Below are 21,182 nucleotides of genomic sequence, written 5' to 3'. Positions count from 1 at the left end.
GCTTCAGATCATTGCTCCATCTTCTTTGCTCCCTTCTTTTTGCCTCCGGCTCCCATGCCCTTGCCCGGTTTGGGCCCTCTTCCCTGGGGAAACTCGCCGCGCTCCAAAGCCGCAAAAGCCTGCTCCCCCAGCCCCGCGCGCAGGTGTGCTTTGAGCTCGGCCTGCAGTTTCTCCGCCATCTGGGGGGTTTGCTTTGCCAGATCTCGCGTCTCTCCCAGATCATGCACCAGGTCAAAAAGCAGCCCCTCCTTGCTGTCCCAGAGATAGAGCAGCTTGTAGTCGCCTTTTCGGATCGCAGACATCGGTTGCTCCACCTCCACCACCTGATGCCACACAAAGCGATCAATCGGCCGCCTCACGGGTTCTTTTCCACCGCTCAGCAGCAGCGGCTTCCAGCTTCCACCCTCCACGCCTTTGGGCAGGGGAAATCCAGGTGCGGCAAAATCCAGCACAGTCGCCATCAGATCGTAGCTGATGACAGGGGTGGCACAGTTCACACCGCCTTTGACTCCCGGGCAGCGGATGATCATCGGCTCGCGGATTCCCCCTTCTCCCAGATCTCCTTTCCCGCCATTGAGCACGCTCGTGCGACCGCCGTTGTCCGAAGTGTAGATGACGAGAGTGTTTTCCGCGATGTGGAGCTCATCCAGTTGTTTCAAAACCTCGCCCACGCAGGTGTCGAGATCCTCGGTCATGGCGGCCATCACAGCACGGTCGCCCTTCCCTCCCTTTCCAGGATTCGGCATGCTTTCGTATTTTTTCAGCGTCGAGGCCAGCGCCTGGGGCGTCTGATGCACGGCATAGTAGGAAAGCTGCAGGAAGAACGGATGCCCCTCTTTCACCTGCTTCTCCATGAACGTGCGTGCGCGCCGCGTGATGCCAAAGGACTGCTTCGGATCTTCCGGATCGGTCGTGTCTCCGTCCTCGTTCATGGTGATGCCATCGCTGGCGTCATACCCCATGGACTCTGGCGTATGAAACCACTGCCACTTGCCGAAGTGGGCTGCGCGATAGCTGCCGTCCGCCTTCTTCAGCGTGTTGACCAGCGAATCGCTCACGGGTGCGTTCCAGTTGCGCGAGTTTTTGTCCGTCGCATTGAGCGTGCTGGTCGTGCGCCCCATCTGGATGGAGGCACGCGAGCACTCGCATTTGCAGTGCGCCGCATAAGCCTGAGAGAACACCATGCCCTGCGCGGCGAGTTTTTCCAGATTGGGAGTGTGAAACTCCCGCCCCGCACTGCCCGGTTCATTGGGCATCATCCGCACCGAGGTCCCGCTCCACGACTGGTCATCAGCGAGGATAAAAAGGATGTTGGGAGCCTTGGCGAAGGCAGCGACGGCCAGGAGCTGAAGGCCAATGATGAATGGAATGATTCTCATGGTTCAAAAATAAGGTCTGATGTTTTATACCGGCCCCTTGGCCCCTGGCTCATTTGAGCCGGCTTTGAGCTCCGTCTTTTCCTTCTTCATCGGCATGGGTTTTCCACCCTTGCCCCCTTTCCCACCCTTTCCGCCTTTGCCTCCTTTACGGTCGCCTGACTTCTCTCCTCCTGCGACGTAGTCAGGATTGGGTTTCGGCAGTCCGGCATTCACAGCGCGCAGATAATCCGTCATGCGGCTGTCGAGAGCGGCTGCCACTTGGGGCTCCGCCTGCGCGAGATCTTTCTGCTCCCCGATGTCCTTGGAGAGATCAAATAGCATTCGTCTTTCAGTTTCAAACACACGGATCATCTTCCAGTTCTGGTAGAGGATGGCGGAAGCGGGGCCGATCTCGTCTTTGTCATAATGTGGGAAATGCACCACCAGTTCATCGTGGAGTCGCCTTGGCGGCGTGTTCGGATCCTTTTTCAGCACACCCACGAGGCTGACACCATCGAGATCTTTCGGCAGCATGCTCGGTGGCGCACCCGCCAGTTCCATGATCGTAGGCAGCACATCCACCGTGCTGGCATGCACATGGGAAAACTCCCCCGCCTTGACGCCTGGGCCGGCCACCAGCAATGGCACCCTCAGCCCCCCTTCCCAAACCGTGCCCTTGCCATTGGTGAGAGCGCCGTTCGCGTTGCGCCCCTGTGCACCGTGATCGGCAGTATAGATGATGTAGGTGTTTTTGAGCGCATCGAGTTCCTTGAGCTTTGCCAGCACGAGACCGATCGTCTTGTCGATTTCTTCGCAGCCTGCCGCCTGACCAATCCGCACGATGTCCAGACGGTTGCCCAGCCTGCGCTTCACAGACTCGATCATCTCTGGAGTCGCGCTTTCAGGCTGCTTGCCCGGGTATTGCGAAATTTGCAGGTAGAAAGGCTTTCGTGCCCTCACCTGCCGCGTCATGAAATCCATGCCCAGATTTGCGATCGCGTAGCACTGTTTTGGATTCGGTTCATCGACGTTGTCAGGCCCGCCATTGCTGTTCGGCCCGTCGTTTTCGTCAAAGCCGCTCTGCTGCGGGTTCTCACGACCCACATGCCATTTGCCAAAGTGGGCGGTGGCATAGCCCTGTTTTTTCAAAAGGGTGCCGATGGTTTCCATGCCAGCGGGAACCTGTGACGTCGTCTCGGGGGCGATGACCTTGTCTCCCGGATTCACCCCGCCCTCCTTCCTCGTTTCACCGACAAACGTCATGTGCAGCCGCGCCGGGTTGCGCCCGGTAAACAGAGCCGCCCGTGTGGGAGTGCATCGTGGCGATGAGGCGTAGAAATCAGAGAAGCGAATGCCGTGCTGGGCAATGCTGTCCAGATTCGGAGTGCGGATGAAGCTGCTCGTCGATCCTTCGGCATTTCGATCATCCTGCGGCACGGACATGGACGCCCACCCTTGCGCCTCTCCCATGATGACAAGGAAGTTGGGCTGTGCGCTCTCCGCCGCAGCCATACACTGGCATGCCGCCAGGAAATAAATCAGACGAAGGCTTTTCATGGCTGATAAAATCAGGTGTTACCGCAAGGGCGCCCCACTCACATCGAGATCAGGCTTCGTGTTCCAGCGCGGCTGCCAGCCGGGCTTTTCCACCTTGGTTCGGAAGATGATCGTGTTGTCCAGCGCGAGGTCGTCGGTCCAGATGAACTTCGCCCCTTCGAAATCGTTCTCAAAGTAGGGCTGCTTGGGATCCACTTCTTCGACAGTGTACTCCTTCGCTTGTTTCCATGAACTGTCGTCAAAGTCCACGGCCCACCAGTTGGCAGGCAGAGGCTCTTGCTTGACCTGCGGATTGGCCGTGTCGCCGTTGACCGGCCCGTGAAAGAAGCTTTTGGCCTTCCAGGTGGCGTTCGTCACCGTGCCGTCCGCAAACTTCAGAATGAAGCCGCCATCGCCGATGCTGCTGCCGTATTCGAGCCCGGTTTTGGGATCCGCGTTGTCCTTGGCCAGCACCGCGATTGTCATGGGATACTCCGGCAGGAAATCCACGCTGACGACATTGTGCGGCGTGAACTGAATGGGATCCACCGCCACAAGACGGCCGTTCACGTAGAGCATGAACCAGTTGTCCGCATAGACGTTGAGCTTCATCGTGTCGGCAATGCTCGGCTTGATGAGCCCGGGCGGTCCGCCGCCTTTCTTCTTTTTGCCACCGCCGCCTTTTCCAGATTCAGCGGGAGCACCACCCGAACGCCGGCCGCCCTGACCTGCGCCAGCCTGCATGGGCTTGGGTGCTGGATCCTCTGCTCCAGGAGCTGTGGCAGGAGGCGGCGCGGGGGGCTGATCTCCACTGGCAGGTGAGGCCGCACGCAGTGGCGCATTCGGTGCATTTTGGACCTCCTCGGCCGTGAGCTTGCCATCGTGGTCCACATCAGCCGTGCCAAAAATGTATTTGGCTGCATCCGAAAGTTCAGTGACGCTGAGGCGGCTGTCCTGGTTCACATCCAGTTCGTAGGCGTGCCGGAAGATAAAGCCGGCAAATGCAGCCCCATCACGGATGTCTCCTGCCGCATCGATCTCAGCGGGAGTGATGACGCCATCCATGTCCGCATCATACTTTGAGGTGGCGGTCTTCATATCCGCAAGGATCTCGGATACGGTGACGATGCCGTCCTGATTGCCATCCAGCTCAGCACCGTGCATCTGCATCCATGGCTTGCGCTGGCCACCCTGCTGCCCTCCAACACCGCCCTGCGCCGGCATGGGCTGGGTGGCTCCACCTGGAGCCATTCCACCAGGGCCGCCAGGAGTCGTGGTCGCGCCAGCAGGCATGCCACTGCGTCCGGGCCCGCCACCTGCGGCGGCACCACCCCGTGAGTAAACGACACTCAAGTCGGCCTTGGCGAGAATCTTGCCATCCATCGCCGCCAGCAAGTCTTCGCGTGTCACTCCACCACGACCTGTGCCTGTGGGCTTCGGCTCTGCAGAGAGTGCATACACGTGCAGCACATAGGTCTTTTCTCCCGGCCCTTGCGAATGCGGCGGCTCATAGCCCTCCTCGCCTTTGAAGCCCACCCCCAGCTTGCCCACGCCTTTCACATTCTTGGGCAGGCTGGTCGTTCCGGCCGGGATGTCCCACATCACCCAGTAGCTTTTCATCTCATTGCCCGGTGCCAGATGGTCCATGATCAGCGCATAGCTCTTCGTTCCCGCTGGAGCCCCGCTCCATGCCAAGGGCAGCGTGGCTCCGCTGCCGTCTCCGGTGTAATCCGCAGGCAGACTGCCGCCATCTTCCACCTCAGGGCTGGTCAAAACAAAGCCGCCACCCTTGCTCGCAGACGGTGCGCCACCACGTCTCTCCGACGATTGTACAACAGGTGTGGGTGCTGCAGTGAGCAGCTCGCCCACATCCAGCCTGCCATCGCCATTCCGGTCCAGTGCGGTGAATTCGCTCCGTGCCTTGGCCATGGCGGCCGCCAGCGTGCCGCCGCTGCGATTGGCGGCAAATTCACGCTTCACATTGTCGGCAAACTCCTGCGCCGTCACCACCCCGTCACCATTCACATCCATCAGGCTGCCGACGGTCTGGGCAGGCTGTGGGCGCGGCGACTCATCAGGCGCCGGTGGCGGATTCTCATCAGGCTTCATGCCTTTCCCCCGACCTCCTTTTTCACGCGTCATTCCCTTGCCTTTGCCGCCCCCTCCGCCAGGCCCCTTGCCACCTCCTCCGGGGCCACCTCTGCCACCACCACGGCTGGTATACACTTCCTTCACCGTACCCTCACGCCCGTTGTTGAACTCAAAGGGGTAGGTGCCGTCGCTGTTGATGCTGTAGGAAATCCAGCGTTTCTCACTGCCCACCTGATAGCTCAGTTTGTAGCTGTTGGAGCCGGTGCTCTCAAATCCGGTGATCTCCGCCCCGCGCAGCGGCGGCGTATCCGGACGCACCGGCTGCGCACGCGGCTGCGGATCCACCTGCCCCTCCGCCTCAACGACTTCTCCATGAAACGCGCTCTGCAGATACGGCCTCTTTGTGGAGGCGTGGTAATGGTAGCCCACTTTCGCATCCTCGTGGCCATGGCATTCGTCCAGCTTGCCCACCGGCGATCCATCCGGCTCGGTGAGGCCATAGATCGGATACCCGTCCAGCGCATACGCGATCGGCATCCCCTTGCCCACCACCGTCTGCAGATGCAGCGGCGCTATGTGGTAATGGTAGTCATCCGCACGTCCGCAATGCCCGCCCCATTGATCCAGTTCGCCGATTTCAAATGACACCTCCCCACGGTTGTTCTGTGGATTGAAAATCGGGATGCCATTCACCGCCAGCGCAATGGCACCGCGCAAAAAGCGCCCTTCCACCACGGCGGGCGTCTTCGCCGGAACCGGCTTCAGCGGAATGCGCCAGGCATTGTCTCCAAAATAAGCCTGCGGCAGCGGCACCTGCTGCTGCCAGGCCGTGATCCCCACCATCATGTTATGCTCCGGCCAGCCATTGGACCCCACATATAGAAAGTCTTGGTCCCATTTCAGCTCCAGCTTCGGAAAGGTCATAAAGGCCTTGGCCGCACGCGGAGCGTTTGCCGCATTGGCCGCTGCGGCTGCCGCAAGGCTCAGGGGGCCTGACATAGAAGCCACCTGCACCGTTTTGATCTGCCCCTCCTTCGGTACTGCATGCTGCTGCATCCACTCTTCCAAAATGTGCTGCCGCAGCACCTCTTTGTCAGCAGATTCACCCACTCTCAAAGTGTGGGCGGAAAGACTGGTCGCGAGCAGCAGAAGAGCGGGAAGCGTTTTCATGATGCGGACTCTAACCCTCCTCGCGTCAGGACGGCTTCAAGGAATCTCCGGAGATTTGTCAGGATTGCGTCAAGACCACGCGCCCATCTGCATCTCACGGACATCCCTGCAGTTGTTGCCAAAGGAGCATGAAACAACCGGCAGGTCGGTCACACTCGCGATCCGCTCAAGATAATCCTGGCACGAAGTGATGACGCTGGAATCGTAGTTTGGCCGGGCTTCCTCCAGGAGCCTCGTCAGTCGCGTCTGGTGGGCTAAATCCTTCCATGCTCCAGCAGGCAGCCGCTTGAGGCATGGGGCTGTTGAGGTCGAGTAGTGTCCGCACCACTTCAGCTTCACCCCACGCTGAAACACATCCAGATGACTGACCAGCAGTCCATTCAGCGAGCCTATGACATCCAAAGCATAACGCAGGAGCACCGCATCAGGATGCCCTCGCCTGAAGCCGCCCTGCCAGCCTTCGGAATGATTGTGCGGTTCCGGCAGCAGGTCATTCAGTGCTTCATCATGCGTTGGGAGCGGACCCGAGCCATGGCGGGTGAGGTAGCTTCTCAGCACGCCATAATGCTCAATCGGCGCGCCAAGCTCCAGACATGCAGCGGCTGTTTCCACCGCATCTGTCGTGATGGAACTCCAGGTCGTATGTGGATGAAAACCACGCCATTCATCGAGGAGCACGCCTTGCGCCCCTTCAAACAGAACACATCCGGGCTGCTTCAATGGAGCCCTGACTTCCTCCAACGATGCCGGAGGACAATGGCGCGCCAGCATTTTTGCCATCGTCAGCCATTTGCCGGCCAGAGACTCGTCTCGCAGCGTGCGCATCTCATCCGCCAGCACACCAGTCACCTCAGGCGGGCAGAGCGCGGACAGCTCCTCATGCAGCGTCTCTCGAATGGCCTGTAGCTTGTCCAGCTGCATGCGGGTCTGCTGCGTGCTGCTGCCTGAGAAGTCAGCGTAATGCATGGCCAGCTCCGGATGCTGCAGGGCATGCCTCACCGTTTCACCCACCCCCACGCCGCAGGTGCCATGAGCTGCCGTGCCGCGCAGGAGCTCACGCGCCCGCCCCGCCGCCTGATGATAGGGAGTCGTGATGCGGCAGCGTGCATCGATGGTCAGACGCAGAAGCGCATCATGCACACCCGCACGCCCCAGAACCTCCGCCTCCACCAGCAGAGCTGTCGGGTGCAGCACCATCGGGTCCAGCAGCACCGTGCGTGTGCCCGGCACAAAGGTGCCCGCGCCAAACTGCGAAAAAGTATGATGTCTTGCAGGCTTCACCTCCTCTTCAGCGGTCACCACATTGTGCCCCGCCTGAGCGCCGCCGCTGAAACGCACGACGGTGTGCGCCTGCCAGCGCCTCGTCAGTGCGTCAATGAAATGTCCCTTGCCACAGTCTCCAAAACCAAGGCCCAGCACGGAGGCATAGCGTATCTCGCTCACAAAGTAAGGTCATCCAAACAAACGCTTCCACCACGAATCTCCCGACGCCGCAGCCGGACTGGCGATGGAGGCAGGCACAAGGTTAAGCAGGGCGGCATAGGACTGGACGGCACGGAGTGTTGACCCCACATGCTCGCGGTTGAATCCATTGTCGGACAAAATCGTCGCCAGCGCATCGAGGCTCGGTATGCGCCCCTCCGTCAGTCCCACAATCGCTGCCGCCACCGAGCAGGCATCTGCCGGCGATTCCATGATGATGGCATGATCACCGAGAAGCTGACGCCACCGAGCGCCGCAACGCTTGGCACGCCCTGCATCCGGAATCAGAAAAAAGAGATGATAGCTCTCAGCAGCAGCCGCGATCACCTCTTCAATCGGAATATCCTCGTCCAGCTTTTCGCCAATGAGCGCCTCGATCTGGTGCCTGGAGACTGCAGGGTAGGGCAGCTCATCACCCGTCATGAAAAGATACCCCTTCTTTTTTCGCTTCACCCAGTTGTCCATGTCCGTGTGCTGGGCCGCAACGTAAAAAGCCAGCTCATAGCTTTCCTGCCCGCTGCCACCCCCGCCGCCCTCCAGGTAGCTCCAGGTCAGCCACTGGTCCATCAGCTCCGCCGTGCTTTCAAACTGCCCCACCTGCAGCGAGGCCTGGTCAGAAGTCGCATCCCCCACCGCCATAAACATGACCTGCGGATCTTTCTCGCCACAGGCATTGAGCAGTTTCATCAGGTTCGGAAGTTCCTGCTTGGCCAGCAGGTGCGGGATGTCTCCCATCGAGCCCGTCACATCCAGGGCAAAAATGATGCCTAGGGCATTGGGATGATCCGCGCTGTCCCGGCACTCGCGCACCTTGAGCCCCTTGGGATTCATCAGGGCATGGCATTGCGTCTGTGTGAAGACCTCGGCACGTGCCTGGTGTGAACGTCCGGCAATCAGCGCGGTGTGGGCGGCGAATGAATAGTTTCCGTATCCCATGGTGTTTGATGTTGGGTTGTTTGAAATGAAAATCAAAGATTCAGAGGCAGGAAAGAAGGCGGGCCAAAGGCTTCCTGCGCTGCGGTTCGCAGCAGACCATCCAACCCAGTCGCCCCCTTCTCCTGGCAAAAGGTTTCGTCTTCGCTGGCACGCATCAGGAGATCGGCCAGAGCGGCAGGCACGCCTGCAGGCAGTCCGCCTGAGCCTGCGGCCCCGCACACCAGTACCCGTACCACTCGTGCGCTTCGCAGCAGATCCGCCGCCTGCGCCCGCGCGCTTGCGTTCTTTTGTGCCGATGCCCAGCCGATCATGAGCACGCCGTGGTTCGGAGCATGCACCAGGGCATGCTCAGGCCGTACGTCTCCATGGGCCCAGCCCTGGGCATGAACAAAATGAAGCACATCCAGCATCCGCCGCCAGATCCACACCGCATGCCGTGGATCGATGCCGTTTGAAAACCGCTCGCTCAATGCCGCAAGACTTCCCCAGTAGCCGATGGGATGACGCAGCACCAAAGCCTGCCTGCCGTCGTGCCCCACCACTGGACCTTGGGCAATGACTTCAGGCAGCCGTTGCGCTGCATACACACTCGCCGCCCCCTCCTGCAAAGACTGCAGTTCTTTCAGTACTTCAGCCTCACGTGCATACCGGACTGCGGCAGCGCTCGCTGCGGAAAGCTTGATGGTCGCTAAAAACGGCTGCCCGCTGATTCTGCGCGCGAGATACACCTGCGATGTTTCACTGCCTCCGAGGCTCTGTATCACATGATAGCTTTCACCCGCGCATTGCAGATCGCCGCCTGCGGCCCCCTGGGCCTGGCGCGCCCGCAACAGTGCCTGGCGAAAAGAGTCACGCATCACCAGCGATTCCGTCCTGTTGATCAGCGCACCGCAGGAAGTGCATTTGACCGCTCTCCAGATGGCCACACGTGGGAGGGGCGCGGAGCATTGCGGGCAGTTCAGAGCCACCCAGTTCATGAGAAACAACCTCCTTCTTTGAGGCAGGCCAAAGAGTTCCAGAACCAGGCATCCCTGCATAAAATCACACGGAAGTCCGCGTATCTGACGTAGGATGGAATTGGCGCACGCTTCATCGATTTGCCTTTCGAGCATGGCGTGTCCGCAATACCCGGCAACAACTGATTTCCAAAACAGCATTCCAAACCCCGAGTTCTTTTGTCAGCTTATGGTAAAGAAGCTGGCGCAGTAACGAGCTGTTGATGATACTTGCCCATGCCCCAGGCAACCCGCATTCTCGTAATCGACGACGACACCGAGCTCTCTCAGCTCGTGGCGGATTATCTCAAGCCCATGGGCTTTGAGGTCGAATGCGAGCACGAGGGAGACAGCGGAGCCGAACGCGCCACCAGCGAGCCTTGGAATGCGATCATCCTCGATGTGATGATGCCCGGCTGCGACGGCTTTGAGGTGCTGCGACGCATCCGCGCCAAGTCGAAGGTGCCCGTCATGATGCTGACCGGGCGCGGCGAGGAAGTGGACCGCATCGTCGGCCTGGAACTCGGCGCCGATGACTACCTGCCCAAAACCTTTTCCTCCCGTGAGCTGCTGGCCCGTCTGCGCGCCGTGCTGCGCCGCTCGGGCTGGGTGGCTGAAAGCTCCCCTCAGGCCCCCATGAAGGAGATCGTCGTCGGTCCGCTGCGCATCAATGCGGACTCGCACGCCGTCGTGCTCGGCGACTCCCCCTTGGATCTCACTCCTGCGGAGTTTGGCCTTCTTCTCTCCCTCGCCAAAGCCCACGGCCGCGTGCGCACTCGCGAGCAGCTCATCGAAGATGTGGCGGATCGTGAGTGGGATGTGTTTGACCGCGCCATCGACATGCACATCTCCACCCTGCGCCGCAAACTGGGGGACGACCCGAAGAACCCTCAGTTCATCAAGACCGTGCGTGGCTTCGGTTATCAGTTGGTGACCCCGAACCGCTAAAGCCGCATGCCACGCGTTCATCTGCCTCTATATCTGAAAATCCTGCTCTGGTTCGGAGTGAACCTGGCGGTTCTGGCCGTGCTGTTCTTCGGATTTCTTAGCATGCAGTTTCGCATGAGCTTGGACTGGATGCTCTCCGGCGAGGCGGGCGAGCGCGTATCGGCGATTGGCGACACCATCACCAATGAACTCTCCCAGCTTCCTGAGCAGGAGTGGCCGGACCTGCTGCTCAAGCATGGCGAGCAATACGGAGTCACCTTTGCTCTCTTCAACAGCAGTGGCAGGCAGATGCTGGGCCAGCCTCTTCAAGTGCCGTCGGAAGTGCTGCCCAAGCTCATCGACAAACGCGGCCCTAATGACCGGCCTCCGCCGCCTAGAAGGCCCCCGGCTGGCACGCCCAGAAAACGCCCCGCCGATGCACCGCCGAAACCCCGCTTCATGCTTCGTGCTGGAGAGCCTGCACGCTACTGGGCAGGCATCCATCTCGACCTCACCCTGCCCAGCGACAATCATCCGCTGACACTGCTCATGATGTCCCGCACCATCCACGGCGGCGGTTTGTTCTTTGATCTGCGCCCCTGGCTGGGACTGGCGGCTGTGGCCCTGCTGCTTTCAGCGCTGGTGTGGATGCCCTTTGTCCGTGGCATCACCGGCTTCATCGGCAGGCTCAACCGCGCTGCGGGCCGCATCGCAGAAGGAGACTTCAAAGAGCGTGTGTCTTCTGCGCGCAGCGACGAGCTGGGCGAGCTCTCCACCTCGGTCAACAAAATGGCCGCACAGCTCGGAGAATACGTGGCTCAGCAGCGGCGCATCACGGCAGATGTGGCGCACGAGCTGTGCTCCCCCATCGCACGCATGCAGATGGCTCTGGGTGTGGTGGAGCAGCGCGGCACGCCTGAGCAGGCTGCATATTTGCAGAAGCTCGACGCAGAGCTCCAGCACATGGCCCGGCTGGTGGAGGAGGTGCTGGCTTTCTCCAAAGCCGAAACTCTGCCCGAACGTGAAAACGCCGAGGAGATCGACCTCCAGGATCTGATTCAAAGCATCATCGCCCGGGAAGCACCCGAAGCCGATGTCCGTCTCACGATCCCCGAAGGCCTACGCCTGCATTCCCTGCGCCACGCACTGGACCGCGCCATCGGCAACGTGCTGCGCAATGCCGTGCGCTACGCCGCCGATGCCGGACCGATCAGCGTCAACGCTGCGCGGGAGGGCGCGCACATCGTCATTCGTGTTTCAGATCAGGGCCCGGGCGTTCCTCCCCAAACCCTGCACCGGCTGTTTGAGCCCTTCTACCGCCCTGAAGCCGCACGCCGACGCTCCACTGGCGGCAGCGGCCTCGGCCTGGCCATCACTCAAAGATGCATCCACGCCTGCGGCGGCACCGTCACCGCCCAGCTCCGTGAGCCCACCGGTCTGGAAATCACGATCTCCATTCCAGCGGAGTGAGCTGCGCTCATGGGGTCTTCTTCAGCTCCGCCATCATCTCCAGCAGGTTGTTGGTGAGAATGACACTCGTGTCCTCCTGCACCTGGTTCGTCCCCAGCCACGTCTCGTAGCCGCCCAGCTTGTGCTGCTCAGGCGTTGGCAGATAACCATGCCGGCCATTCGCCAGTCCCACCACCATCGTCTGCGGAAACAGGCTGCGCTTTTTCAAATCGAGCCCGATCTCCACAAACGTCTCGAAAGGAATGCCGCACACGATCAGATCCCCGATGCGGATGGCCTGCAGCTGCACGGTGACCGTTTCTTCTTTCCGCTCCGCCGCCGCGACGACACTGCCGGCATAGTTTTTCGCCAGACGCGGCAGCTTTTCCACCGCCTCCTTGTCTTTCACCGCCAGCACCACCTTCGCCTCCGCGACTTCCTGCTCCGATGGGCGCCGATACTTCAGCGTGATCTCCCGCTGCAGCATGCCGAGCGTCACATCCCCGCGATGCTTTTCGATTTTCCGCTGGGCAAACCACGCCGTGTCCGCCGCCTTCTGCGCCACGATGCGAATCTGTTCGAACGGCTCGCGCGGCGGGCGGGTCACGCCAAACGGAATGTTGTTGATATCCCCCGAGGTGCCGTTGGACATCATGGCGACAAAGTTTTCATCTCCACGCACACGTGAGGGCATGACTCGGGCAAACTCGCCAAAATAATCTGCTGACATCTCTTCTGCCGGCGCACCACCCACGTAGTGCAGCGAGTAATTGGCATACACGGCCAGCGGCTTTCTTTTGGCATCCTGCACTGAGATGATCGTGATGTCAGGATCCGTCGGCCCTGCCGGGCGTTCCAGCGTGTTCGGATCGGTGCCCGGGTTCATCTTCACCTTGTCCATGCGGCCAAACGGATTGAGCGGCATCTTGCCAGGTTTAAGATACCAGCGCCGGTTGAAAACCTCATCCGGAAGCGGATGCGCTGCGGCACCGACAGAGGCAGGCCTCAAAGCACCATGCGCCTTGATGATCGACTCCGCAATGCCCTCGACAAAGCGTTTGTAATAACGGGCCGCCAGCTCGCTGCGCGTATTCACCGAAGGACCGCTATGCGTGTGCGTGGAGCTGATGAGCATCTTGTCCACCGCCATGCCTGTCTTGGCCGCCGCGATGGCCTTGGCCTCATTCAGCACATCCGGCCCTGCGCCCAGCACATCCACCACCACCATCGCCAGCGTGGTTTTGCCATCATCCAGCACCAGCGCCCGCGCATGAAACGGATCATGCGCCTTGGTCGCAGGATTGGCGCTGAATCCCCCGGGCATGTTCATGGGAAACTCGGTGGGCGTAATGTCCACCGCCGCCGCCCCTGCACGCAACGTTTTGTTTTGTGCAAACAAGGCGGGTGCAATGAGCAGCAGGGCAAAAACGACAGATTTCATGGCTCACCAATACGTCTTACTTGTGTGGGTTTTCATACCAAATGACGCCGAGCTGGTCGCGCTCTTCGCAGGTGATCACATCGAGATCCCCGTCTCCATCGAGGTCCAGCGTCTGCATGAGATCATATTTCAGGCCTTCCGGCCCACCGAGCGTGTGCTGCTTCCACGGGCCGTTCAGCCTCTGCTCCAGCCACACGATGCCTTCTCGCTCCCCCTTGGCATTTTCACACGTGAAGAGTAGGTCAGGAGTTTTGTCACCATTCACGTCGGCGATTTTGACTGCCTTCGCATCGCCCAGATTGGCATCATCCAGTTTTATCACCCGCTCCTGCCATCCGTCACCAAAGCGCAGGCAGAGTAAAATCTCCACGGATTTCATCGCTACTGCGACATCCACGAAACCATCACCGTTCACATCTCCAAGGTCTGCAAACATCACCTGCTTTCCCAGTCCGCCGATGGCATGCTCCTTCCACGCCCCATGCGCTCGATTCGCCATGGCGCCAGGGTTTTCCAGCCAGAAGACACCGGAGCGGTCCCCTTTGCGGTCAGTGAATACGACATCCGCATCGCCATCTCCATCCATGTCATGCGGTAGAAGCGACATGATCCAGCCAGCATCTCGCATTTTGTGCAGCGACCATGCTGCCAGGTCAGTCACCTGCTCGGGCGACTGCAGCCAGCTTATGGCGGCCTCTTTGTTTTTCGATGCCACCAACAGGTCTGGTCCGCTTCGTCCATCAAGATCAAGTGCCGCCGCCTGCATCCACATCTGAGCCTGCCTTGCGGCTGGGAACGCCTGCGTGCTCCATGAGCCGCCTGCCGGCCTGTGCCAGTAGAGCGTACAGGTTTTCCCCTCCGTTCCGCTGATGACCTCCAGCCGACCATCTCCATCCAGATCGGCAAAGATGGCTTCCTCCACATTTTTCACCTCCCCAACGGTGATATGCGGCCACAAACCGCGAGCCCGGACCGGCCCCGGGTTGAGATAGGCCCGCACCACACCTCCCTCCTCCCAGCCTGTGACAATGTCCGGCAGACCATCCTTGTTCAGATCTCCGAGCTTCACACCATCAGCGCCTCGGGAAGTATTGTCGATGGTATGACGAATCCACGGAGCTCCGGGCGCAGAGACCACAGTGTCATCGGCCATCAAGACAGCCGCATGAAACAGACCAATCAGGATTATGACAGAGCGCATGCCCTACCTAACGGTCAGGAAGGCCAGCAAATCTCGCAATTCCTCATCCGTCAGCGACACCACCAGCCCGGCGGGCATGAGCGATGAGTCGATCTCGATGCGCTTCACAATGTCCGTCTGGGGGAAGACACGCTCCTTACCAGTGATGTCACGAAAGACCTCCGTGTTGGATGAGCGCAGCATGATGCCCACAAACTCGGTGCCGTCCTTCAGCTTGACCTGCGAAGGGTGATACTGAGGCGCCACTTCACGACTGGGTTCAAGAATCGAGCTCAGAATGGCCGCACGATCCCCCTGCTGCGAGACCAGGCTCAGATCCGGCCCCACCACGTTGCCACGCCCGCTGTGGCGGTGGCATGTGGCGCAGAGTCCCACCTTGGCGTGGAAGAAAATACGCCGGCCCGCTTCTGCATCTGCCTTGCCGGGCAGCGCATCCAGCAGCTTCAGCCAAGCGGCAGTGTCATTGAATGCAGGCCTGTTCGCATTCATCGCGAACCACTTGTCCTTGTCGGTATAGCGAAGCGCACGACGTGCCTCTTGGCGCAAAGCCCCTTCGCTGCCGTTGGCCAGCTTCGCCAGCAGCTCCTGTTCAGCTGGCTTCATGGAACTGGCGAGCCCGGCGACGGCATCTGCCCGCACCTCCTCTTTCTGTCCCTCATCCGCCGCGATCTCCGCCAGCACGGCACGCGCATCATCCGCATTCCGGGCTGCCAGCGTTCGTACGACCTCCAGCGACAGCACTGGGTCACCCACCGCAAAGAGCTCCTTCAGCAGCGGCACCGTGATGGCCTTGTGCGTCGCCGGGGCGAGGCGCAGCGCATATCCCTTGAGTCGCGCCGGTGTCTTGGCGTTGGTGATGCGTTCCACGAGCACCTCCGGATTCGTCACGCCAGCACCCGGTTCACCGCGCAGCGTGTTCCAGGCTGCAAGGACCGCCTCAAAGAGATGATAATCGAGACTGGCATCCGAAAGCATTGCCTCCACCTGCGGCGAAAACTGAGTCATCACGGCATCCGCGATCCAGCGCAGGCACTCAAAGCGCATTTCAGGATCAGCGTCGTTCATGAAAGCCTTCACCCACTGGTCTTCCTTCAGATCCACCCGGCGCAGGGCCACCAGCACCCACACACGATCCGCTGGCTCCAGCTTCTTCATCGCCTCCACCGTCCATTTCTCGCGCGACAGCGCCGTCAATGCCGCATCGGCCAGATACGCATCCTTGCCCTTCGCCAGCTCCAGCAGCGCCTTGGCATCCATCTTGGCTTTGCCGGTGCGCAGATCATTCGCCAGCTGTGCCTGCTCGTTGAGCGGATCAGCCTTGGCTTTGATCCACGAGGCCTTGGCAGTATCGATCTCCACTTTCCAAAGACGTCCCCGTTTGTGGATGGGATAGGAGCTGAACACCCAGTCGTTCAAATAATACGCCCCATCCGGACCCACGGCCATGCAGGTCGGGCGGAAGAAGTCACCGCCTTTGAGCAGCGGGATGCGCTGGGAGGTATAGCCCGCACCTTTGCGTGTGAGCGGGTAATAGTCGACGCTGTGATCACTCCAGGAGGGAATCAGCACGCCGCCACCGAGCTCCAAGATGTCGCATGGTCCTTCACCGCACGGATGCACCATGCCGATGGTGCCGCGCAGCTCGCCATTCATGCCCACAAAAGGATGAACCGGCGCGCTGCCATACACCCACTGGAAACCATAGTCCGCGCCTTCCACCACATTCAGCAGACGGCAGGGCGGACGGCTGCCGGGATCATTCTCTGCGGCGAAGATCTCACCATCCTTGCGCACCAGCAGGCCAAAGGGATTCCAGAAGCCGAGCGCAATGCGCCGCAGCTTGGAACCGTCCGCCGTGCAGCGAAATACGCCGCCTTCGCCACGTCCGCTGACCTTGCTGCCATCCTTGCCGGTGAGCGTCCAGTCCTTGCCAAAATTTTCCCCCAAAGAGAGGACCAGACCGCCATCCGGATGCCAGCACATGCCGCTGAGCCCGTTGTGCGGGTAGTCGGACACAGTGTCCAGCGTCGCCACGTTTTCCTCCACATCCCCCACCCCGTCGCCGTTGGTGTCCTTCACACGCAGCACACGGTCGCGCTCAGAGAGGTAGATCCAGCCATCCGGCCCGATCTCCACATGCATGGTCGCATCCGTCTTGTTGTAAAACACCCGCCGGTTTTTGCCATTCGCATCAAAGACCACCACCTCGTCGTGCACCGGACCGTCATAATCATCCGGGCGGAAATGCGTGTGGCAGGAGATGGAATAAATGTTTCCGTTTCTGTCCACCGCTATCCCCGTCGGCGTGACCAGATCCGGATGCTCCGCGATGAGTGTGATCTTCACTCCCGGCTGCAGCGTTTCGAGCTGCGGCGGCAGCTGGTCAGGAACGACCGGCGCTTTGGTCGGTGTGGCGCCCAGCGCAGCCATGGCTGGCAGCAAAAAAAGGAAATGGAGTGGTTTCATGGGATTAGGCATTGCGAGCCCGCTCCAGGGCCGCTGCGATTTCTTTTTCAATAACTGGGAGCGGATTGAGCAAAGCGAGCGGGTCAGGCACAGGCGTCACTTCGTTGGTACGCGGATCCCAGTTCACCGGTCCGAACCGGCAGGGTGCCGGGTTGCCCGTGAGGATGTGCATGCCGGCGTCGTCTTTGTCGAAGTGCCAGAACTCGAACGGAAAATGGATGAAGCCGTGCTTTTCCATCATCGCCGCAATCTCAAGCCTTGTGGCCACATGCTCGGGCGCGACGAAGGGCGAGCGCATCGGCGTACACTCGCTCATTTCAAGATAGGGGTAGCCACGCCAGACCTCGGTGCCGTCGTCCCGGCGGAAAACCGAAATATCGATGGCCGAGCCCGACATGTGCGCACCGATCTTGGGCATGTTGGCCGTCAGCACGATGGCGCGCCGGAACATCATCTCAGTGCTCGGAATCTCCCCACCGAGCTCCCAGATGCATTTCTTCAGCACCGCGTCAAACACCGATGGCTTGCGCACCAGCTGCCGCTGCATGTCCAGCGAACGAAAGCCGTCCTCGATCTTCAGAATCCAGCCACGCTCGTTCATCTCACGCCCGATGGTGATGACATCGCGCACCAGGCTCTCACGCAGGAAATAGACACGGTCCAGATCCCCCGCGATCTTGCTGGTGGAAAACAGCATCTCCACCTTGGCATCAGCAGCCGCATCAGGGATCGACGCAAAACGCTCGCCACATTCATTCACTGGAAAGGTGATGAGCTTCTGCACGATCTCGTAGCCCTTCTCCATTTGCTCCGCCCAGTAGGCGCGGCGTGCCGCTTCGTCGTTGCTCATGGTCGTTTCAGTTGGGTTTGCGCACAGCAACGGCTTCCACCTCATAGCGCAGGGATGGCGGCAGGCAGTTGGTGATCGTGGTCCGCGCAGGCGAAGGCTGCGGGAAATATTCGCGGTAGAGCTGGTTGTACAGCGGCACGTCCTCGGCATCTCGCACGTAGTTCCGCGTCTGCACCACATGGGCCAGATCACTGCCCGCGGCCTCCAGCACCTTGCGCACATTTTCAATGCTCCGGCGGAACTCCCCTTCAAACGTGTCGCTGATGATGTTCCCCGATTGGTCCACAGATGCCTGGCCTGAAACAAAGATCAGATCTCCCACCACCACACAGGGGCTGAAGGGCAGATGTGATGTGGGCGTGTCAGGCAGTTGCGGATACGAGACGAGGGGATGAGTCATGAAAATATAGTGATCAGGGTTTCGCCACTGGCACGGACTGCAGGCGGGCCTTTTCCTCGGCTTCGCGCTTTTGCATGTCCCTGGGGTGCTTCGAAAAACTCTCAAACACATCCCCGACGACACGGTCAGCCAGCGCGCCCAGCTTCTTGAGAAGAATCACCTCCGCCTCCGGTTGGAGCTTGGAAAGGTTGGGCTCATACCCTCCCACCTTGTGCGCCTCAGCCGTGGCAATGTAGCCGATGTTTCCATTCGCATAGCCGACGACGATCGGCGTGGCCCGGTTCGCGATGGCCTGCTCCAGCTTGAAACCATACTCCACCATCGGCTCTCCCGGCATGGTGAGCAGAAGAAAGGGGCCGATCTTCATCGCCATCAGCTCGGCACGGATGGGCTGCTCTTTTCCAGGAAGCTCCACCACCTCGCTGGCCACGCGGATCGGGTAAAAAGTTTCGCGCTTGCGCAGCTGCTCACGTGTCACGCCAAAGGCCGCCGCACGCGCCACCGCGCCTCCGAGATCACGCCCCGCCCACTGGATGTCCGCCTCGTCTGCACAGCGGTAGGGATACCCCGGAAGATTCGGCCGAATGTCCCCGGCACAGCCCTGCATGAAGAGCGCGCTGGTCTTCTGCCCGTAGCACATCTCCACAAAGGTCTGCGCCTCACCCGGAAAGTCCGCGCTCATTTTGGGGTAGCCCCTGGGGTACGGCTGGGAGCCCTTGTCGCCCCAGGTGAAAAAGCACGGATGACACACCGCATGCATGATGACCGCCAGCGGCGTCAGCGTGCTGCCGTCATCAAACCGCAGCACCTTCACACGCGGGTCGTTGGGACCATCGGGATTCAGGCTCACAACCGCACGGCCATCGTACGTTTTGCGGCGGTTGATGCCAAAGCTGATGCGGTCTTCTGCATAGCCAACGCTCACCGTCCTCATGCTGGCGGCAGCCTCCTTGGCCGCAGCCCCCAGCTTGTTGATCAAATCAGCCGCCCACCGCATGTTTTCGATGTATCCAGGCCCGGAGTGGTTGTGGGAGGCCGAGACAAGGATGTTCGCAGCAGGGACTCCAGCCTCTGCCTCGATCCGCGCACGCGCATCCTTCACCATGTCATCCCACGCGCCAATGGTATCCAGGGTCACAATCGCGGCCTTCGTTTCGCCATCGTCCAGAATCAAAACCCCGGCACGCAGCGGATCACGCACACCGCTCACCTGGCGCACATGCCCCACGATCTTGGTAGCCGCCGCATCCGGCGGCGTGATGTCCACCTTGGCCGCACCAGCCTTGAGATTGGAGATGACGGCAAACCGCCCGTCCACGGCCTCCTGTGCTTTCGCACTGGAAAGAATGCAGCAAAAGCCAAGAAGAAGTGCCGGGCGGAAATACATGTCACTCTGTACGCTCTCAGACGCTCAGAGTCATCACGAGATCAGCTCCGCAATGGGCCTGCCGTTTTCTACAATATGCGTCGGACGCCCGTTAAGGTCATCGATCGTCACCTTGGAGTAATCGATGCCCAGATGATGGTAGATCGTCGCCAGGAAGTCGCTCGCATTGCAGGGGCGCTCGACCACGTCCTCACCCCGCTTGTCGCTGGCGCCGATGACCCCGCCCGTCTGAATGCCGCCTCCGGCCCAGACGTTTGTAAAGGCGCGTGGCCAGTGGTCACGTCCTGGCTGCAGCGTGCCCGTGGGCCCGCTGGCATCTCCCGCCCCCGTGCTGCGGTCAAAGCTGATCTTCGGCGTGCGGCCAAACTCGCCCGTGACGACCACCAGCACACGTTTGTCCAGCCCCCTCGCATAAATGTCCTCGATGAGCGCGGACACGGCCCGGTCATAGGTCGGCATGCGGAAACGCAGCGCTTCAAACTGGTGCTGGTTCACCGCATGGTCGTCCCAGTTGTTCACCCGCCCGCACAGAGGGCCGCTGAGACTGCTGGTGACGATCTCCACCCCCGCCTCCACCAGCCGCCTGGCCAGCAGCAGCTGCTGCCCCCAGCGGTTGCGCCCGTAGCGGTCGCGGATGGCGGCATCCTCTTTGCTCAGATCAAACGCGTCACGCGTTTTCGGATTCGTCAGCAGCGTGGCCGCCTGCGCTTCAAATTCATCCAGCGCACCCAGCTCCCCTTCACGGTCAAACGCACGCTCCAGCTTGTCCAGGCTCTTGCGCAGCGCTATCCGGTCACTCAGGCGGCGGTTTTCAGCTTCGTCCGCCAGCCCGATGTTCGGCACCTGGAAGTTCGGACGGTTGGGATCATCGCTCACGGCGAATGGCGCATAGGCATCCCCAAGGTAGGCGGGGCTCGAATACTCAGGAGATGCCGCAGGCACCCCGATGTAGTTTGGCAGCGGGTTGCTGCGCCCACCCTCCTTGGCTCTCAGGTAATGCGCCACAGACATCCAGTCAGGAAGGCGCGGCTTGGGCTTGTCGCGTGTGTCACTGTCGCCTGAAAACATCTGCATCGTCCCTGCCGGATGCCCGCCCGCAGACTGGTACATGGAGCGCACGATCGTGAACTTGTCCGCGATCTTGGCGTTCATCGGCAGCATTTCGGTGAAATGCGTGCCCGGCACCTTGGTGCTAATCGTCTTGAACGGCCCACGGTACTCGCTGCTGGCCTCCGGCTTTGGATCGTAGGTGTCGATGTGCGACTGCCCGCCCGGCAGCCAGACCATGATGATGGACTTCCTCTCACCTTTCGGCTTCGCGGCGTTCTCCGCACGCAGCTTCAACAGCCCCGGCCAGCTCAGTGTCGCCATTCCAGACAGGCCAAACTGCATGAATCCACGCCGCGACAATGGACCGGCGCAACGAACAAGGGAAGGAGGCTGAATAATGGATGACATGTGTAAAAACCTACGCTCGGTGGTGCTTGTGTTTA

Annotated in this window: 15 protein-coding genes and 1 pseudogene; 2 read left to right on the top strand and 14 right to left on the bottom strand. The window is 60.5% G+C overall.

Annotated elements, in window-relative coordinates:
* Positions 1-8 precede the first annotated feature (8 nt).
* The 7 genes and pseudogenes from ACFQDI_RS05405 to ACFQDI_RS05375 all read right to left on the bottom strand — a co-directional run bounded on the left by ACFQDI_RS05405 (position 9) and on the right by ACFQDI_RS05375 (position 9,430).
* Positions 9-1,379, bottom strand: a complete 1,371-nt coding sequence (locus ACFQDI_RS05405) for a sulfatase-like hydrolase/transferase (RefSeq protein WP_377164214.1) — start codon at positions 1,377-1,379, stop codon at positions 9-11.
* 24 nt (positions 1,380-1,403) lie between these two features.
* Positions 1,404-2,915, bottom strand: a complete 1,512-nt coding sequence (locus ACFQDI_RS05400) for a sulfatase-like hydrolase/transferase (protein ID WP_377164212.1) — start codon at positions 2,913-2,915, stop codon at positions 1,404-1,406.
* An 18-nt stretch (positions 2,916-2,933) separates the two neighbouring features.
* Positions 2,934-3,638: a hypothetical protein gene (locus ACFQDI_RS05395; RefSeq protein ID WP_377165564.1), complete on the bottom strand. Its 705-nt coding sequence runs from the start codon at positions 3,636-3,638 to the stop codon at positions 2,934-2,936.
* A 606-nt stretch (positions 3,639-4,244) separates the two neighbouring features.
* Positions 4,245-5,828, bottom strand: a pseudogene (locus tag ACFQDI_RS05390) (YHYH protein); the annotation flags it as partial.
* Between the two features lie 396 nt (positions 5,829-6,224).
* Positions 6,225-7,598 carry an adenylosuccinate synthetase gene (locus tag ACFQDI_RS05385; RefSeq protein ID WP_377164210.1) on the bottom strand — a complete coding sequence of 458 codons (1,374 nt, stop codon included), beginning with the start codon at positions 7,596-7,598 and terminating at the stop codon, positions 6,225-6,227.
* A gap of 9 nt (positions 7,599-7,607) precedes the next feature.
* A complete protein-coding gene (locus tag ACFQDI_RS05380) occupies positions 7,608-8,573 on the bottom strand; it encodes a VWA domain-containing protein (RefSeq protein ID WP_377164208.1) in 966 nt (321 codons plus the stop codon).
* Positions 8,574-8,605: 32 nt separating this feature from the next.
* A complete protein-coding gene (locus ACFQDI_RS05375; RefSeq protein ID WP_377164206.1) occupies positions 8,606-9,430 on the bottom strand; it encodes a lipopolysaccharide kinase InaA family protein in 825 nt (274 codons plus the stop codon).
* 375 nt (positions 9,431-9,805) lie between these two features.
* On the opposite strand from ACFQDI_RS05375, the gene ACFQDI_RS05370 reads away from it, so the two are divergent.
* Positions 9,806-10,516 carry a response regulator transcription factor gene (locus tag ACFQDI_RS05370; RefSeq protein ID WP_377164204.1) on the top strand — a complete coding sequence of 237 codons (711 nt, stop codon included), beginning with the start codon at positions 9,806-9,808 and terminating at the stop codon, positions 10,514-10,516.
* A 6-nt stretch (positions 10,517-10,522) separates the two neighbouring features.
* Positions 10,523-11,965, top strand: a complete 1,443-nt coding sequence (locus ACFQDI_RS05365; protein WP_377164202.1) for a sensor histidine kinase — start codon at positions 10,523-10,525, stop codon at positions 11,963-11,965.
* A gap of 7 nt (positions 11,966-11,972) precedes the next feature.
* Here the strand turns inward: ACFQDI_RS05365 and ACFQDI_RS05360 are convergent, their stop codons facing one another.
* Genes ACFQDI_RS05360 through ACFQDI_RS05330 form a run of 7 tightly spaced genes read right to left on the bottom strand, consistent with a single transcriptional unit; the run spans position 11,973 to position 21,081 of the window.
* A complete protein-coding gene (locus ACFQDI_RS05360) occupies positions 11,973-13,385 on the bottom strand; it encodes a neutral/alkaline non-lysosomal ceramidase N-terminal domain-containing protein (RefSeq protein ID WP_377164200.1) in 1,413 nt (470 codons plus the stop codon).
* A 16-nt stretch (positions 13,386-13,401) separates the two neighbouring features.
* Positions 13,402-14,586 (bottom strand): FG-GAP repeat domain-containing protein, encoded by a 1,185-nt coding sequence (locus ACFQDI_RS05355; protein WP_377164198.1) that lies wholly within the window; start codon positions 14,584-14,586, stop codon positions 13,402-13,404.
* A 3-nt stretch (positions 14,587-14,589) separates the two neighbouring features.
* Positions 14,590-17,052 (bottom strand): PVC-type heme-binding CxxCH protein, encoded by a 2,463-nt coding sequence (locus ACFQDI_RS05350; RefSeq protein WP_377164196.1) that lies wholly within the window; start codon positions 17,050-17,052, stop codon positions 14,590-14,592.
* A 4-nt stretch (positions 17,053-17,056) separates the two neighbouring features.
* Positions 17,057-17,902: a M15 family metallopeptidase gene (locus ACFQDI_RS05345; protein ID WP_377164194.1), complete on the bottom strand. Its 846-nt coding sequence runs from the start codon at positions 17,900-17,902 to the stop codon at positions 17,057-17,059.
* Between the two features lie 7 nt (positions 17,903-17,909).
* Positions 17,910-18,302: a RidA family protein gene (locus ACFQDI_RS05340; RefSeq protein WP_377164192.1), complete on the bottom strand. Its 393-nt coding sequence runs from the start codon at positions 18,300-18,302 to the stop codon at positions 17,910-17,912.
* A gap of 13 nt (positions 18,303-18,315) precedes the next feature.
* Positions 18,316-19,689, bottom strand: a complete 1,374-nt coding sequence (locus tag ACFQDI_RS05335) for a hypothetical protein (RefSeq protein WP_377164190.1) — start codon at positions 19,687-19,689, stop codon at positions 18,316-18,318.
* A 33-nt stretch (positions 19,690-19,722) separates the two neighbouring features.
* A complete protein-coding gene (locus ACFQDI_RS05330) occupies positions 19,723-21,081 on the bottom strand; it encodes a DUF1501 domain-containing protein (RefSeq protein WP_377164188.1) in 1,359 nt (452 codons plus the stop codon).
* Positions 21,082-21,182 lie beyond the last annotated feature (101 nt).

The organism is Prosthecobacter fluviatilis (assembly GCF_042655725.1).
Taxonomy (GTDB): domain Bacteria; phylum Verrucomicrobiota; class Verrucomicrobiia; order Verrucomicrobiales; family Verrucomicrobiaceae; genus Prosthecobacter; species Prosthecobacter fluviatilis.
The sequence above is the reverse complement of the archived record's forward strand: the minus strand, read 5'-3'. Positions and strand labels throughout refer to the sequence as shown.